The sequence below is a fragment of the Streptomyces sp. NBC_01433 genome, assembly GCF_026340105.1.
Taxonomy (GTDB): Bacteria; Actinomycetota; Actinomycetes; order Streptomycetales; family Streptomycetaceae; genus Streptomyces.
In genome coordinates this window covers 1,914,175-1,930,900 of sequence record NZ_JAPEPM010000002.1, presented here as the reverse complement: position 1 = coordinate 1,930,900, position 16,726 = coordinate 1,914,175, and the positions used below count along the sequence as shown (strand labels likewise).

At 71.2% G+C, this 16,726-nt stretch carries 14 protein-coding genes; 10 read left to right on the top strand and 4 right to left on the bottom strand.

The window, feature by feature from the left end:
• Nucleotides 1-32: 32 nt before the first annotated feature.
• Nucleotides 33-620, bottom strand: coding sequence for a flavoprotein (locus OG413_RS35990; protein ID WP_266812842.1), 588 nt, complete (start codon nucleotides 618-620; stop codon nucleotides 33-35).
• Between the two features lie 190 nt (nucleotides 621-810).
• On the opposite strand from OG413_RS35990, the gene OG413_RS35985 reads away from it, so the two are divergent.
• The 6 genes from OG413_RS35985 (at nucleotide 811) to OG413_RS35960 (ending at nucleotide 9,755) form a co-directional block, all read left to right on the top strand.
• The gene (locus tag OG413_RS35985) at nucleotides 811-4,206 is read left to right on the top strand and encodes an amino acid adenylation domain-containing protein (RefSeq protein ID WP_266812840.1); all 3,396 of its coding nucleotides are present in this window, start codon (nucleotides 811-813) and stop codon (nucleotides 4,204-4,206) included.
• Nucleotides 4,203-5,876, top strand: a complete 1,674-nt coding sequence (locus OG413_RS35980) for a GMC family oxidoreductase (RefSeq protein ID WP_266812839.1) — start codon at nucleotides 4,203-4,205, stop codon at nucleotides 5,874-5,876. The genes OG413_RS35985 and OG413_RS35980 overlap by 4 nt, the downstream gene beginning before the upstream one ends.
• Complete coding sequence (locus tag OG413_RS35975) at nucleotides 5,873-6,679, top strand: thioesterase II family protein (RefSeq protein WP_266812838.1); 807 nt, start codon at nucleotides 5,873-5,875, stop codon at nucleotides 6,677-6,679. The genes OG413_RS35980 and OG413_RS35975 overlap by 4 nt, the downstream gene beginning before the upstream one ends.
• On the top strand, nucleotides 6,658-7,815 hold the full coding sequence (locus OG413_RS35970) for an acyl-CoA dehydrogenase family protein (protein WP_266812837.1): 1,158 nt from the start codon (nucleotides 6,658-6,660) through the stop codon (nucleotides 7,813-7,815). The genes OG413_RS35975 and OG413_RS35970 overlap by 22 nt, the downstream gene beginning before the upstream one ends.
• A gap of 77 nt (nucleotides 7,816-7,892) precedes the next feature.
• Entirely contained in the window at nucleotides 7,893-8,747 is an 855-nt protein-coding gene (locus OG413_RS35965; RefSeq protein WP_266812835.1) for a GNAT family N-acetyltransferase, read from the top strand.
• A 174-nt stretch (nucleotides 8,748-8,921) separates the two neighbouring features.
• Nucleotides 8,922-9,755, top strand: a complete 834-nt coding sequence (locus tag OG413_RS35960) for an AfsR/SARP family transcriptional regulator (protein WP_266812834.1) — start codon at nucleotides 8,922-8,924, stop codon at nucleotides 9,753-9,755.
• 116 nt (nucleotides 9,756-9,871) lie between these two features.
• On the opposite strand, the gene OG413_RS35955 is transcribed toward OG413_RS35960, so the two are convergent.
• From OG413_RS35955 to OG413_RS35945, 3 genes are all read right to left on the bottom strand, one after another.
• Nucleotides 9,872-11,104: an AMP-binding protein gene (locus tag OG413_RS35955; RefSeq protein WP_266812833.1), complete on the bottom strand. Its 1,233-nt coding sequence runs from the start codon at nucleotides 11,102-11,104 to the stop codon at nucleotides 9,872-9,874.
• Between the two features lie 124 nt (nucleotides 11,105-11,228).
• Nucleotides 11,229-12,041, bottom strand: coding sequence for an MGMT family protein (locus tag OG413_RS35950; RefSeq protein ID WP_266812832.1), 813 nt, complete (start codon nucleotides 12,039-12,041; stop codon nucleotides 11,229-11,231).
• Entirely contained in the window at nucleotides 12,038-12,616 is a 579-nt protein-coding gene (locus tag OG413_RS35945) for an RNA polymerase sigma factor (protein WP_266812830.1), read from the bottom strand. The genes OG413_RS35950 and OG413_RS35945 overlap by 4 nt, the downstream gene beginning before the upstream one ends.
• A gap of 314 nt (nucleotides 12,617-12,930) precedes the next feature.
• On the opposite strand from OG413_RS35945, the gene OG413_RS35940 reads away from it, so the two are divergent.
• From OG413_RS35940 to OG413_RS35925, 4 genes are all read left to right on the top strand, one after another.
• On the top strand, nucleotides 12,931-14,394 hold the full coding sequence (locus OG413_RS35940) for an MFS transporter (protein WP_266812828.1): 1,464 nt from the start codon (nucleotides 12,931-12,933) through the stop codon (nucleotides 14,392-14,394).
• Entirely contained in the window at nucleotides 14,394-15,167 is a 774-nt protein-coding gene (locus OG413_RS35935) for an SDR family oxidoreductase (RefSeq protein WP_266812826.1), read from the top strand. The genes OG413_RS35940 and OG413_RS35935 overlap by 1 nt, the downstream gene beginning before the upstream one ends.
• 54 nt (nucleotides 15,168-15,221) lie before the next feature.
• Nucleotides 15,222-15,848 carry a cupin domain-containing protein gene (locus OG413_RS35930; protein ID WP_266812825.1) on the top strand — a complete coding sequence of 209 codons (627 nt, stop codon included), beginning with the start codon at nucleotides 15,222-15,224 and terminating at the stop codon, nucleotides 15,846-15,848.
• Between the two features lie 188 nt (nucleotides 15,849-16,036).
• A complete protein-coding gene (locus OG413_RS35925; protein ID WP_266812824.1) occupies nucleotides 16,037-16,702 on the top strand; it encodes an O-methyltransferase in 666 nt (221 codons plus the stop codon).
• The last annotated feature ends 24 nt before the right edge of the window (nucleotides 16,703-16,726 follow it).

Genomic DNA, 16,726 nt, shown 5'->3' with positions numbered 1-16,726 from the left:
CGCCGCGGGGTCCTTCGTCTCCCCGGCGACGGTCAGCCGGCCCGCGACATGGACAGCAGCTCGCCCACGAGTTCCGCCACCTGCTCGGGGGAGGGCAGTGACGGATGGCTGGAGCGGCTGCCCGTACCGGGATCGAACCCCTCGTGCCAGACGGGCTCCGGCACCACGCAGCCGTCCTCCCGCAACTGGGCCACATTGCGCCGCACGGCCGGTTTCTCCCACATGCGCGCGCCCATGACCGGGAAGAACACCACGGGGAAGTCGGCGGCGAGGATCACCGTGCCGAGGCGGTTGGGGGCGGCCCCCGCAGCGGCCATGGCGAGCGTGTTCGCCGTGGCCGGCAGCACCACCAGGATGTCGTGGTCGCCCGCGAGCCGGGACGGTTTGTCGGTCGGCCAGTCGACGGGCGACTCCCCGCTGACCACCCGCTCCGCGAACAGCGCCGCCGTCTGGGGCGGCAGGAACGAAGCGGCGGCCGGCGTGAGCAGCACGGTGCAGGTGGCGTCCAGCCGCTCACGCAGTACGCCGAGATACGACGGCAGCGACGGCGTCGCAATGGAACCGGTGGCGGCGACGAGTATGCGTTTTCCGCTTGGCGGTGAGGGGGTCCGATTTTCCATGGCGAAATCATGGGTGGAATTCCTGAACGGGTCAACACCGTTGTGTTTCAGGTCTCTTGACCATTCGGTGGTGCCGAAGGGGCCCTTCGGTCAGTTCTGCGGTGGCACCGTATTGATGCTTCGTGCGGCGGTCCGGGACGGTATCGGGGTTGTTACCTCGACGCACGTGGTGAAGAGAGGCGTGGAATTCATGGAAGACCTTGTAGCCGAGTTGCTGAATCGTCGTGTCAACCTCCGCTTCGACGGAGAACGGATCAGCACCGACGCTCCGGACGGCGCCCTGCCCCCGCATCTGCGCGACGGGATCGCCGCTCACCACGACCGCCTGAACTCGCTGGCCGGAGGCCGGCCCCACCCGCGGGACCTGCCCCGCGCCGAACCGCGTCCGAAGGACCGCCACGAGGCGTTCCCGCTGACCGACATCCAGCAGGGATACCTGATCGGCCGTCACAAGGGCCTGGAGCTCGGCGGGGTCTCCAGCCACTACCTCTTCGAGTTCGACGGACCCGCCCTGGACGTCCCGCGCCTCACCGCCGCCCTCGGCAGGGTCGTGGAACGCCACGACATGCTCCGCGCGGTGACCGGTGCCGACGGCGACCAGCGGGTCCTCGACGAGACACCTCCGTACGAGATAGCCGCCACCGACCTGCGCATGGCGTCCGAGGCGGAACGGGCCGGGGCACTGGAACGTATCCGCGCCGAGCTGGAGGACCAGGTACTGCCCGGCGACCGCTGGCCGCTGTTCGACATCCGGGCCACGCATCTGCCCGGAAACCGCACCCGTCTGCACATCAGCGTCGACCTGCTCTTCGTCGACGTCCGCAGCCTCCTGCTCGTGCTCGCGGAGTGGCGGCGCTTCTACGATGACCCCGCCTGGTCCCCGGTCCCGCTCGGATACACCTTCCGCGATCACGTCCTCGCCGAGAACGAGCTCCGCGACGGCCCGGTCGGCCGCCGCGCCGCCGAGTACTGGACAGCGCGCCTCGACGAGCTCCCCCCGGCCCCCGACCTGCCGCTGGCCGTCGCCCCCGAGCAGATCGGCCGGCCCTCCTTCGTCCGGCGCCGCGCCGTCCTGCCCCAGGACCGCTGGGCCGCCCTGTCCGCCACCGCCCGCCGGCACGGCCTCACCCCCTCGAACCTGCTGCTCGCCGCCTACGGCGAGGTGTTGCGCACCTGGTCGCGGCGCCAGGAGTTCACCCTCACGCTCACCCTGCTCAACCGGTTGCCGCTGCACCCGCAGGCCGACGGCATCGTGGGCAACTTCCTCTCCCCGAACCTGCTCACCGTCGACGGCCGGTCCGACGAGACGTTCGGCCGGCGGGCCGCCCGGTTGCAGAGCCGACTGCTCGCCGACCTCGCGCACTCCGCGTACGGGGGAGTGCGGGTCCTGCGCGAACTGACCCGCCGCCAGGGCGACGGGCGCAACGTGTCCATGCCGGTGGTCTTCACCAGCACCGTCGACGGCGGCGAGGACGACGCCAAGGGCGACCCGCTGAGCGCCTTCGGCGAGCTGGCGCACGGCGCGAGCCAGACCCCCCAGGTATGGCTGGAGAACCAGGTCTTCGAGGAGGACGGCGCCCTCACCGTCAACTGGAACGCGGTCGACGGGCTGTTCGCCGACGACACGCTCGACGCCATGTTCCACGCCTACCGGACCCTCCTGGACCGGCTGACCGACGACGAGACGCTCTGGGACAGCACCGGCGGCGCCGTGCCGCTGCCGACGGCCGAGCTCGCCGAGCGCCGGGCGGCCAACGCGACCACCGCCGACATCCCGCCGCGCCGCCTCCACGAACTGGTGCACGAAGCCGCCCTCCGCCGCCCCGACGCCGTCGCCGTGATCGCCGACGGGACCGAGGTCACCTACCGGACGCTCCAGGAGAACGCGCACCGGATCGCCCGCCGGCTGCGCTCGGAGGGCTGCGCGGAGCCGAACACGCTCGTGGCCGTCTCCATGCGGCCGGGCGCCGCGCAGATCGCCGCCCTGCTGGGCGTCCTGCACGCGGGCGCCGCGTACGTCGCCATCGACCCGGAGCTGCCCGACGAGCGCCGCCACTCCCTGCTGCACCGATGTCGGGCCAAGGCCGTCGTCACGGAAGCGGAACTGGGTGAATCCCTCACGTGGCCCGAGGGCATCCAGGTCATCACCCCCGAGGACCCGGCCACGCTGCGGTGCGGCACCGGATCGCTGGAGAGCCGGCAGGGCGTGGACGATCTCGCGTACGTGATCTTCACGTCCGGGTCCACGGGCGAGCCGAAGGGGGTGATGATCTCGCACCGCAGTGCCGCGAACACCGTGCAGGACATCAACGCGCGCTTCGAGGTGACCGAGCGGGACCGGGTCCTGGCCCTCGCCCCGGCCGGGTTCGACCTCTCCGTCTACGACTTCTTCGGCATCCTGGGCGCGGGCGGATGCGTGGTCGTCCCCTCCGCCGGACGCGGCAACGACGTCGCCCACTGGACGGAGCTGCTGGACCGGCACGGGGTCACCGTCTGGAACAGCGTGCCCGCGCCGATGCGGCTGTGGACCGAGTCCCTCGCGGACTCCGCCGAGCGGGACGGCGCCGGACACGGTCGAAGTCTGCGGCTGGCTCTGCTGAGCGGCGACTGGATCCCCGTCGCGCTGCCCGGCCAGATCAGCCGGCGCGTCCCGGGCATGCGGACGATCAGCCTGGGCGGGGCGACCGAGGGCTCCATCTGGTCGGTGTGCTATCCGATCGGGGAGGTCCCGGCCGACTGGACGAGCATCCCGTACGGCAAACCGCTGGCCAACCAGACCCTGCACGTCCTCAACGCCTGGATGGAGCCGTCCCCGAGGGGAGTGACGGGCGACATCTACATCGGCGGCATCGGCGTGGCCCAGGGCTACTGGAGCGACCCGGTGCGCACGGCCGAGCGGTTCATCGAGCACCCGGTGACCGGCGAACCGCTCTACCGGACCGGCGACCTCGGCCGGTACCTGCCGGGCGGGGACATCGAGATCCTCGGCCGCGAGGACTTCCAGGTGAAGATCAACGGCTATCGCGTCGAACTCGGCGAGATCGAGGCCGCCCTGGGCCGGCTGCCGGGCATGCGGCAGGTCATGGTCACCGCCCCGGCCCACCCCCGTACCGGACAGCGGCAGTTGACCGCCCACCTCGTCGGCGACGACGCGGCGGTGCTCGAACCTGTCGCCCTGCGCACCGCGATGGAGGAGGTGCTGCCGGGCTACATGGTGCCCTCGCACTACCTCACCCGCGACGCACTGCCGCTGACCGCGAACGGGAAGATCGACCGGGACGCGCTGGCGCTGCCCTGGAGCGACGGTGACGAGACCCAGGGGCGGACCGCGCCGCGCAGCGCCATCGAGGAGCGGCTCTTCGCGCTGTGGGCGGAGCTGCTGGGGCACAGCGAGTTCGGCGTGGAGGACGGCTTCTTCGACATGGGCGGCGACTCGCTGCACGCCGTGAGGATCATCGCCCGGCTGCGCGCCGACTTCGGCATCGATGAGGACACCGAACAGCAGGTCATCGAGGGGCTGTTCATGAACGCGACGATCGCGGACTTCACCGAGATGGTCCTCCCGTTCCAGGCGGCGACCGCGTGAGCGGCACGGCACACGGCCCCGCGGACGCGACCGGCGGCACCGACTGGGACCATCTGGTGGTCGGCGCGGGCTCGGCGGGATCCGTCACGGCCGCGCGGCTGGCCGCCGCCGGGGCGCGGGTGCTGCTGGTGGAGGCGGGCGACGACCAGCCGGAAGGGGGAGCGGAGACCAACCCCCTCCGGGACGCGAACCGCCTCATCCTGGAAGGCTTCAACTGGGACCACCGGGCCAACCTCCGCTCCAGCACCCGGTGGGACGAACTGGTGGGCGCCGACGGCGCGTCCGGATCCAGCGGAGGGGAGCGGCGGACCCGCGCCCTGTGGACCCGGTTCCCCTACCAGCTGGGCAAGGTCGTCGGAGGGTCGTCCGCGGTGAACGGGGCGATCGCGATGCGCCCGTTGCGCAGGGACTTCGACGCCTGGGCGGCGCTCGGCAACCCGGACTGGACCTGGGAGCAGGTCCTGCCGTACTACCGCCGGATCGAGAGCGACGCGGACTTCCCCGGCGACGCGGCGCACGGCGACCGCGGCGCGATTCCGGTACGCCGGCCCGGCCCCGCGAACCTGCATGAGCTGGAGGTCGCGTTCCGTGACGCGTGCCTGCGGATGGGCGTCGAGGACCTGCCCGATCTGAACGGCGGCGGCGAGCGCGGAGTCGGTCCGGTGCCGGCCAACGCCGTCGACGGCGAGCGGGTCGACGCGGCGACCGCGTACCTCACCGACGTGCGGAAACTGCCCGAACTGGAACTGCGGACCGGCTGCCGGGTGACCCGGGTGCTCTTCGAGGGCCGGCGCGCCGTCGGAGCGGAGCTGGTGGGGAAGGACGGCCACCGGTCCACGGTGCGGGCCCGGAACGTGATCCTGTGCGCGGGCGCGGTCGGCACACCGGTCGTCCTCCAGCGTTCGGGCGTCGGCGACGCCCGGCTGATGGCCGCCCTCGGTGTTCCCCCGGTCGTCGATCTGCCCGGAGTGGGCGAGAACCTCGCCGACCACCCCTCGGTGGTCATCTGGTCCCTGCCCGAGCCGGGCGTGTGCAAGCCCGGTATGCCGTGGCGGCAGATCGCGGCGCGGATGTCCAGCGGGTACGACGACGACGTCGACGTCCAGGTGGGGCTGCTGAACAACGTGGAGTCCACGACGATCCCCGGGTTCGTCGACCGGCTCGGCTCGCCGATGGCGGTGGGCCTGTCGGTCATGCTGATGCGCCCGGAGTCACGGGGCCGGGTCTTCGCCGAGAGCGCCGACCCGGACACCCCGCCCGTCATCGAGCTGGGCATGGGCACGGTCGAGAGGGACGTGGACCGGCTCATGCACGGTGTGCGCAAGGCCTGGGGCATCCTGGGGGCGCCCGGTATCGCCGAGCGGCTGGAGCGGACGCAGTTCTGGACCGACCGGATGATCGGCAACGAGGTCGTGCTCCGCAACGCGGTGCGCAACATCATGAACCCCGGCTGGCACGCGGTCGGTTCGGCCCGCATGGGACCGCCGTCCGACCGGATGTCCGTGGTCGACCAGCGCGGCCGGGTCCATGGCGTCGAAGGGCTGCGGGTGGTCGACGCGTCCGTCTTCCCGTCGGTGCCGAGCGTCCCGACCAATCTGACCACGCTGATGCTCGCCGACCGCATCGGCGACGACATCGTCGCCGCGTTCACGGAAGGAGTACGGGCATGAGCCGCGCGACACCGCCGCCGAAGGCCCCGGTCCGGCTCTACTGCTTCCCGCACGCCGGCGCCAGTTCGCTGGTGTACCGGGGATGGCGGGCGCCCCAGGGCGTGCCCCTGGAGATCGTGGGCGTCGACCAGCCGGGGCGCGGGCCCCGGGCCCGGGACGCCCGCGTCACCCACTACCCGGAGCTGGTCGCCGCCATGGCCGGCCAGGTGGCGGCCGATCTGCTGGCGGCCCGCCAGGAGCGGCCGGGACTGCGCTGGGCCACCTTCGGCCACAGCTTCGGCGCGACGCTCAGCCTGTCGGTGGGCGCGGCGGTCGCGCGGACACTCGGCGAGCCGCCCGAGCGGTCCGTGCTGTCGGCGGCGCTGCCGCCCCGGCTCCAGCCGGACACCGTCATCGGCGACCTCGACGACGACGCGCTGCTGGCCAAGATGGTCGCCGACGGCGGCACGGCGTCCGCACTGCTGTCCAACAGCACGATGACGCGGCTCCTGGTCCGGATGATGCGCGAGGACGAGGAGATCCGGTGCCAGTTCGGCCGGGAGACGTCCACCCTGCGCGTCGACCACCCGCTGGTCCTGGTCGCCGCGCGGGACGACCCCCATGTGACACCCGGTCAGATGGCCGGATGGGCGGAGCACAGCACCGCACCCAGTCACCGCGTCGAGATCCCCGGCGGCCACTTCGCGGCGGTGCTCGAACCGGAGCGGGTCCTCGCTCTGGCAGCCGAAGGCACGGCCCGGACCCCCGATGGGCGACCGGACCGGAAAGGGGAATCGCTGACATGCGCGAGCGGCCCGAGGTGACGCCGCACTACGGTGCGGAGCACGAGGACTTCCGGAAGATGGTCCGTACGTTCCTGGAGCGCGAGGCCGTCCCGTACCACGACCGGTGGGAGAAGGAAGGGATCGTCGACCGCGGCCTGTGGCGGAAGGCCGGCGCCGCCGGACTCCTCGGCATGGACGCGCCGACCGAGTACGGCGGCGGGGGCGAACCCGACTTCCGCTACCCGGCCGTCTTCGCGGAGGAGCTCATCAGGGCCAGGGTCACCGTGCCCGGCTTCGTGGCCCACAACGACGTGGTGGCCTCCTACATCGCCGGCCGGACGACACCGGAGCAGCGTCGGCGCTGGCTGCCCGGACTGTGCTCCGGCGAACTCGTCGCGGCCATCGCGATCAGCGAACCGGATGCCGGATCCAATGTGGCCGACATCCGCACCACGGCCGTCCGGGACGGGGACCACTACGTCCTGAACGGCCAGAAGACCTTCATCACCAACGGCGAGAACGCCGACGTCGTCCTGGTGGCGGCGCGCACCGCTCCGCAGCGCGGCGGGCAGGGCCTGAGCCTGTTCGTCGTGGAGCGGGGTGCCACCGGCTTCGCCCGGGGGCGCCGGCTGGAGAAGCTCGGCTGGAGCGCCAGCGACACCTGCGAGCTGTTCTTCGACGAGTGCCGCATTCCCGCGGGCAACCTGGTCGGCAAGGAGAACGCCGGCATGGCCTACCTCATGACCGGTCTGCCGCGCGAACGGCTGAGCATCGCCACGGTCGCGGTCGCCGCCTGCGAACGGATGCTGGAGGACGCCCTGGAGTACGCGCGGCGGCGGCAGGCGTTCGGGCAGGCCATCGGAAGCTTCCAGCACAACCGGTTCCAGCTGGCGACGATGGACACCGAGGTCACCATCGCCCGCGTCTTCCTCGACCACTGCGTCAGCCGGCTCAACGCGGGCCGGCTGTCGGCCACCGACGCGGCGAAGGCCAAGTGGTGGACCACGGAACTCCAGGTGGAGATATCCAACCGGGCGCTCCAACTGCACGGTGGCTACGGCTACCTGAAGGAGAGCCCGATCTCCCGGGAGTGGGCCAACAGCCGGGTCCAGACGATCTACGGCGGCACCACCGAGATCATGAAGGAGATGATCGGGCGTTCCCTCGGCCTGTGAGCACCGCTCCCCGCCCACTTCCGCGCATCCAGCCCGGCCCAGTAGAGCCCAGTCGGACCAGAAGGGACCACCGCTTCATGAACCCCCATGACGAACTCACCGTTTCCACCGCCACCCTGGAGGACTGGTACCGGGTGGCGGAATGGGCGGACGGGGAGGGCTGGAACGTCGGCAACGGCGACGTGGCCTGCTTCCACCCCACCGACCCCGCCGGCTTCTTCATCGGCCGTCTCGACGGACGGCCCGTCGCGGCCGTCTCCATCGTCAACTACTCCGACCGGTACGCCGTCCTCGGCCACTACCTGACCGACCCGGAATTCCGCGGCCGGGGCCACGGCCTGGCGACCTGGAACGCGGCCTTCCCGCACGCCGGGAACCGCACGGTCGGCCTGGACGCGATGCCCGCCCAGCAGGCCAACTACGAGACGCACGGGTTCAAGGCGGTGCATGACACCGTGCACTACGCCGGGCGTCCGGCACGGCCGGCCGGACTCGTCCCGGGGACCGTACGGGTCACCCCCGAGCACACCGAGGCCCTGGCCGCGTACGACCGCGGCTGCTTCCCCGCCGACCGGAGCGGATTCGTCGCCCGGTGGCTCACCTCCCCGGGCCGGACCGCCCGCGCCCGGCTGCGCGACGGCGCCGTCGCCGGGTACGGAGTGATCCGTCCGGCCGGTCGCGGCCACCGCATCGGACCGCTCTTCGCGGATACCCCGCAGGACGCCGCCGCGTTGTTCGACAGCCTGGTCAGCCATCTCGGCCCGGACGAGGAGGTGTCCCTCGACATCCCGGGCACCCACACCGCGTCGGCCGACCTGCTGGCGTCCCGGGGCCTGGAGGCGCGGTTCCACACGGTGCGCATGTACACCGGGCCGGTACCCGAGACCGCCGAAGAGCGGGTGTTCGCCACCACCACCCTCGAACTGGGCTGAGGGATATCCGCAGGAGCGGGGCCGGACACCCCCGGCACGTCTCCCACACGGGCCGGGGCCTCGATTCTTCGCGAGGCCCCGGTTCCGGCCCTCGTCGATTCCGTGGCCGTGCCGCGCCCGCCGCACGGCCTCAGCCGCTAACCCCGCCTTGCGACGGCCCGCCCTGGAGTCTTCATGGACATCGGAATATTAGGCCCCCTCCTGGTGTCTGCCGGCGATCCCCCCGAGAGCGTCGAACTGGCTCCGAAGCCCCGCACCGTCCTCGCCCTGCTCGTGGCGAACGCCGGCCGGCTCATCCCGGTGTCCTCCCTGGTGCGGGAGGTGTGGAACGGCTTCCCGCCCGCCAGCGCCCTGCGCAACATCCAGACGTATGTCTTCCAGTCGCGGAAGGTACTGACACACATCACGGGCATGCCGTTGCGCGTGGTGGGCCAGGAGCTGCTCCTCACCCGGCCCGGCGGATACATGTTCAGCGACTCCGTCGCCCGGTTCGACCACCGCCGCTATCTGGAGCTGGCCGAGCACGGCCGGACCATCGCGCGGACCGGTTCCGTCGGAGAGGGCGTCGAGACCTTCTCGCGGGCCCTCGCCCTGTGGAGGGGATCCGCCCTCGTCGACACCGTCACCGGCCCCTCGCTGGAGGCTCAGCGGCGTCACCTGGAGGAATCCCGGCTCGGCGTTGTGGAGACCCTCTGCGCCAACCGCATCAGCCTGGGGCACTATCACGAGGCGCTGTCCGATCTGTCGGTCTCGGTGTCCGAACACCCCCTGCACGAGGGCCTGCACCTGCAGTACATGCGGGTGCTGGACATCATCGGCGCCAGGGCCCAGGCGCTGGAGGTGTTCAACCGGCTGCGGTTCAACCTGGTGGCGGAACTCGGCATCGAGCCCGGTGCTCCGGTGCAGCGGCTCCAGCAACGCATCCTCAATGCCACGGACACGGACACCGACACAGACCGCACGGCACCGCACCCGCCGACCGGCATGATGACACCGGTGGTGCGCTGAGGGCTGTCCCGTCGGTCGGACCAGGGCCTTTCGTTCGGATCGGGCCGGATCCGGACGCGAGGCCCTGCGTGTCGTGCGGGCGGTGCCGGCGCAGGCGCGGGCGCGGCGGCAGGGCGTCAGCTCCTGGGCCGCCCGCTGCGGGTCAGCGCCCGGCCGGCCGTGCGGTCCGCGAGCAGCAGGCGATCGAGACCCTGCGCCCGGTCACCGCGGTCGGCGGCGGGATCGATCCGGCCGAGGATGCGCAGCGCGCCTCCGGCCGGGTCGAAGGCGGCCCGGTCCCGGGTGCAGAGCCAGCCGGGACCGTCCGGCGGCCCGTCGGCCACGAAGCGGGCGGGAGGCGGCTCCTCGGAGAGGTAGGGGGTGTGCTCCAGACGTACCTGCAACTCCTCTCCGATGAGCCGCACCCGTCGCCCGGGGACGACCGGGCCCACCGATCCGGGGCCGTACCAACCGGTGGGGTCGGCCGCGACGATCCCGGACTCCGTGGTGCCGTACGCCTGCCCGATGCGCACGCCGTAGCGATCGGCGAACCGGGCGTACACCCGGTCCGCCAGCCGGTCACCGCCCGACACGGCGCGGCGGAGCCCCGGCACCCGCACCGGGCGGTCGCCCAGGGCGAGTTCCGTGAAGTGGGCGGTCGTGCCGAGGATCGTGTCGGCGCCCGACCGGATGGCGGTGCGCAGGACGGCGGGGCGGGCCGAGCGGGGAGCGAAGACGGTCACGGCGCCCACGTCCATGTTGTGCAGCAGCCCACCGACCAGGCTGAAGGAGTGCGTGACCGGTCCGAGCACGAGGACCCGTGCTCCCGCCCCCGGCATTCCGTGGACGCGCCGGAAGACATCGAGCTCGGCCAGCAGCGAAGGGCCCGTGCGGCCCACGGCCTTGGCGAAGCCGGTGCTTCCCGAGGTGAAGTGGACGAGGCAGTGGTCCTGCGCGGCGGGGAGCCCGCGGCGCATACGGCGCACGAGGATCTCGCACTCGTCGTGGAAGGCCCGGCGACCGTGGCCGTTCCCGCTGAAGGTGACGTGGTACTGCGGACGTCGGCTGTCCAGCAGCCGGGCCAGCTCGATGCCGCGTATCTCCTGCCCGATCAGCATCACCTGGGCGCCCAGCGACCACAGGGCCAGTGTCGACCGCAGTTGCGAGAAGCTGGGCGTGCCCTGGAGCGCGACGGTGGTGCCGGAACGGATGCCGTGCGCGGCGAACAACCCTCTGAGCCTGCTCGCCTGGGTACGCAGAAGTCCGTAGGTCACCGCGTGGTCGCCTTCGGCCCAGACGGCCCGGGAGGGGTGCCGCGCGAGCAGTTCCGCTCCCCACCAGTCGGGCTCACCACCGGATGCATGACGCATGGCGTGCTCACTCCCCACTCGTTGTCAGGACTGTGCCCCACTGAGAAACACCGCGGCGCGGTGAAGGGTTGCATCCAGGCCGGCCGGGGCACTCGGCCGGTGTCGGACCGGTCCTCCGGATCCCTCAGACGGCGAGGGGGCGACAGCTACGGCACGCCCGGTAGCCCGCTCGGCGGGCTGCCGAGGCGCTGGGGAAGGGCTGTTGATGCCGCGGGGTGATCCGGCGGGCGTGGGCGCAGGTGGGATGGCAGTAGACATGGGTGGTCCGGCTGCCCAGGAAGACGGCTCCCTCCTGCGACAGGCCGGCCAGCCGCTCCATGTCGATGTGCTCGGCGGCCCGCAGCGCCCGGCCCGTGCTGGGCGGGTAGGAGACGTCGCACGGCGAGCCGTGCTCGTCGGTGATCCGATGGGAGGGGATCAGCAGGGTCACCGGGTTGGCGGCGAGTGCCCGGGTGACGGCCTCGGGCCGGGGCCCCACCCCGGCCTCCCTGGCGACCCAGCTGACCGGACGCAGCTGCCCCTTGGGAACGGTGCGCACGGCTTCCAGCACCGCGCGGTGCTCCTCGTCCACGGAACCCAGGTCGATGGGGAGGGACTTGGCCCGGCCGGTGCGCACCGCGGGACGCAGCCCCGGCAGGGCGGTGTCCGAGCGGATGGCCGTACGACGGGTCCGGGACCAGTGGATCTCTTCGAACATCTCGGTGCTGACGACCATGGTCTCCATCATGGCGCCGGTGACCGCGTGTGGGCTGAAGGCCACGTAGAGCCCTCCGGCTCCCGTCTCCAGCCGTACGTATCTGTCGTAGCGTTCGACGGAGATACCCACATGCCTCAGCACCCGCAGCCCGTAGTCCACCGGTGCTGAGGTGGTGAGGGCGGCCAGCGCGCTCTCCAGGTCGTGCTGCGGGGAGGCAGCGCCCTCGTCGTTCGTCGTCACTTCGACACCTCCCTCGGGGGCGGGTCCTCGGTGGCCATCAGCTGACGCAGGCTACCGATACCACGGGACACCTGTGCTTTGACCGTTCCTACCGGGCAGCCCTGCGCTTCGGCGATTTCCTGGTAACTCAGGCCGACGATGTGCCGGAGCACGACGGCGACCCTCGGATTCTCCGGTAACTCCGTCAGCGCCGACACGAGCCGGTGTCTGTCGAAGGCCGTGTCGGCACGTTCGTCGGGACCGGGGCTACGGTCGGGCCAGGCCTGGCAGACGTCCTCGACCGGGGTGGCCGACACCGGGCGGCGCACGCCGGAACGGACGTGGTTGCGCCAGGCGTTGGCCGCGATGGTCATCAGCCAGGCACGCGGCCGCAATTCGCGGCGGCGTTGCGGCGAATAGCCCTGCAGCGCCGTATAGGCGCGCAGGAAGGTGTCCTGCCCCAGGTCGTCCGCCTCGGTGGCGGATCCGGTCACCCGGAGCAGGAACGCGCGGACCGCCGTGGCGTGGACCCGCACCAGCTCCGTGAAGCCGTCGTCGAGATCCACTGCCAGGCGTGCTGTCACCTGCTCGGCCATGTCATCCATCACCCATCAGAACACCACGGGGCCGCAGAGGGTTGCAGCGATACGTCGGGGCCCACCGGGATCCGCGGGGGGCTCACCGGGATCCGCAGGGGTTCACCGGGACCCGCCGGGATTCACCGGGATCCGCGGGGGTTCACCGGGATCCGCGGGGATTCACGCTGATTCACCCGGACCGGACGGGTTCCGCCACCGCGGGTGCACCTGCCGGGACGCAACTGCCGGGACCGCGCGTGCAACTGCCCGGCGTCGGCCGGTGTTCCACCCACTGCAAGCCAGCGCATGGCAGACGAATCGAAAGGAAGACCATGTCCGACGTGGAGGAGAGGGCCGGCGCACCAGCCGTGGCCGCGACCGAGCAAGATGGCATGACCAGCCGTCAAAAAGTGGCCTTGGCAGTGCTGTTGGGCGCCCAGTTCATGCTCGCCGCCGATTTCTCCATCCTGACCGTCTCCCTGCCGGTGATCGGGGATTCGCTGGGTTTCTCGCTCGACTCGCTGCAGTGGATCACCACGGCCTTCGCCCTGCCCGCCGCCGGGTTCACGCTGCTGTTCGGGCGGATCGCCGACCTGGCGGGGCGGCGCAAGATGTTCCTCGTCGGGATCGTGCTCCTGGCTCTCGCCTCCCTGGTCGGCGGGCTGGCGAATTCCCCGGAGGTCCTGCTGGCCGCGCGCGTGGCCCAGGGTGTGGCCACGGCCATCTCGGTGCCGTCGGCGCTGTCGCTGATGACCACGACGTTCCCCGAGGGGCCGTTGCGCCAGAAGGCGCTCGGGCTGAACGGGGCGCTGGTGGGCGCCGGGTTCAGCGCGGGCGCGCTGCTGGGCGGTGTGCTGACCGAGAGCCTGAGCTGGCGCTGGTCCTTCCTGATCAACGTTCCGGTGGTCGTGCTCCTCGTCATCGGCACGCTGACCGTCATTCCGGAGGGCCGGGCGGCCACCCGCACGCGCCTGGACGTGCCGGGCGCGATCACCGTCACGGGTGGTCTGCTGGCGCTGGTCTTCGGCATCACCACCGCCGGGCACGAAGGCTGGGGCGCGTCCTCCGTCTACGTGTGGCTCGCGGTGGCCGCAGTGCTCCTGGTCTCCTTCTGGTTCATCGAGCTGAAGAGCGACAACCCGCTCGCGCCGGTGAGGGTGCTGAAGCGCGGCTCCGTGCTGTGGGGCAACTTCGGCGGCTTCGCCACGATCGCCATGGCCACGGCGACCTCCTTCACCGCGACGCTGTACATGCAGAAGGTGCTGGGCTTCTCCGCGTTCACGACGGGCGTGGCGATCGGCCTGCCCGGCATCGCGATCATCGTGGCCGGGACCATCGCGCCCAGGCTGCTGGCCCGGCTCGGGGCTCCGGCGGTCCTCTCGCTCGCCCTGGTCGTCCAGTCCCTCGGCTTCGCGGTGCTGCTGGGACTGAACGACAGCGACATGGGCGTGGTCCTGGTCTTCGTCGGACTCGCCGTCGGGTTCTTCGCCCACGCCTACGCCATCGTGGCGTACATGGTCAGCGCCACCTCGGGGCTGCCCGACGAGGAGCAGGGACTCGCCACCGGTCTGACGACGATGAGCATGCAGATCGCCATCACTCTGGGCATTCCGGTGATCAGCGCGGTGATCTCGGCCCGCACATCGGCGCTGGAGAAGACCGGTTCGGCAACCGACGCCGTCCTGGGCGGCGTACGGGCGGGTGTGCTCGTCGACGCGCTCTTCCTGCTCCTCGCGGCCGCGGTCGTGTGGGTGTTCCTGGCGCGCAGGGCCCGCGCCGAGAAGAGCGGTGCGTGATGCCGGCGCTCACGGGCAAAGTGGCCGTGGTGACCGGAGCCAGCCGGGGCATCGGCCGGGCGACGGCTGAGCGGCTGGCTGCGCGCGGCGCCGTGGTGGCCGTCCACTACGCCTCCGACCGGGCGGCGGCCCGGGAGGTCGTCGAGTCCATCCGCGTCGCGGGAGGCAAGGCTTTCGCGGTGCAGGCGGAATTCTCCTCGCCGGACGGACCGGCCGAACTCTGGGAGGCATTCGACGCCTCCATCGGTTCGCACACGGACGGCGGTGAAGCGCGGGTCGACATTCTCGTGAACAACGCGGCGACCCTGGTCCGCGGATCGCTGGAAGAGGCCAAACCCGACGACTACGAGCGCATGATGGCGGTCAATATCAGAGCACCCTTCTTTCTCATCCAACAGGCGCTCGGACGATTGCGCGATGGGTCCCGCATCATTAATGTGTCGTCTGCCGTCACGCGTATGACCTTCCCCGGAACGGCCGTCTACGGCCTCACCAAGGGCGCACTGAACACGCTCACGCTCGGCCTGGCACAGGAGCTCGGCGGGCGGGGTATCACGGTCAACGCGGTTTCTCCCGGCCCCCTGGACACCGACGCCAACGCGGATTGGCTGCGCGGCAACGCCCAGGCACAGCAGCAGGTCTCCGAGCAGTCGGCGCTGGGGAGGGTGGGGCAGGCGGGTGACGTCGCCGATGTCATCTCCTACCTCGCGACCGACGAGGCGCGGTGGATCACCGGCCAGGTCATCGACGCGAGTGGCGGCACACGGCTCTGAACTTCGGCAGGCGCGGCGCTCTGTTCGCCCGTCTCGATGAAAGGGAGGCCCAGGATGGCTGTCAGCCAGGGAGAAGTCTACGAGAACCCCCGGTGCCGCGAGCGTGTGGTGATCCGTACGCCCGCGGCGGAGACCGGCGGGATGCGGACCGTCATGGATGTGTATGTGCAGCCCGGCGGCGCCGTGTCCGGGGCGCACGTCCACCCCCTGAGCGAGGAGCGGTTCACGCTGGTCCGCGGGCGGGTCGCGTTCTCCGTCGACGGCCGGGAAGTGGTCCTGGACCGGCCGGGACAGACCATCCTGATACCCGCCGGTGCCAAGCACCGCTGGTGGAACGCCGGCGGGGACGAGTCCCGGCACGTATGTGAACTGATAGGACGGGCCGACCGGTTCGAGAAGCTGGTGCTGCGTCAGCTCTTCGGGCTGGCGCAGGACGGCAAGACCACGCCGGACGGGATGCCCCGTCTGCTCCAGCAGGCCGTGACCACCCTGGAGTTCGAGGACGTCCTGCGCTTCACCTCGCCCGCCTGGCCGGTCCAGCGCGTGCTGTTCGGGGTCCTCGCCCCGATCGCGAAGCTCCTCGGTTACCAGGGCTGCAACCCCGAGTACATGGAACGCAAACCCAGCGAGATCACCGAACTGGAGCCGCTGCCCGACGAGGTGGCCGCCTGGCATTGCTGAGTGCGTAGGAAGAGGGAGAAGAAGGGGGCGGTCCTGTCCGTCGCCCCCTTCTTTTCTGTGCCCTCCGGCAACCGGAAATCCGGCGCTGGGATCACATCCCGGCAGCCGAAGCGCGTCGGAATCCATGATTCCTGATGCCTGTAGAAATTCTGGGATGATCCTGGTGCGGATACTGCCAGGATCGCCCCATGAGACCGACATTGGTATCCGAAGCACTTCACGAATACATCGTGGAGAACAGCCTCCCGGTCGACGACGCACAGCTCGGTCTGATGGAACGCACGACTACGGTCGGCGACCGGGCCCGTATGCGGATCGGAACTCCCCAGGGAACCTTCTTCACGTTCCTCGCGCAAATGATGTCCGCGCGCAAGGCCATTGAAGTCGGCACGTTCACCGGCTATTCGGCGCTCAGCATCGCCCGCGGGCTGCCGGCCGACGGTCACCTCCTCACCTGTGACGTGAACGAGGAGTGGACGGCCATCGCCCAGGACGCGTGGAAGGAAGCCGGCGTCGCCGACCGGATCGAACTGCGGCTCGGGCCGGCGCTGGACACCCTGCGCTCGCTGCCGACGGATCCCGAGTGGGACCTGGCCTTCATCGACGCGGACAAGGCGAACTACACCGCCTACTACGAGGAGCTCGTGCCGCGGATGCGTCCGGGCGGGGTGATCCTCGTCGACAACGTCCTGTGGTTCTCGACCGTGGTCGACGACCCCGAGGGCGAGGGCGCGCCCATGCGCGCGTTCAACGCCCATGTCGCCGCCGACCCGCGCGTGGAGGCGGTCATCCTGTCGATCGGCGACGGAGTGACGGTGGTCCGCAAGAAGGCACAGGACCCGGGCCGGCCGTAGATCCCCCACTCGTCGCACAAGGGA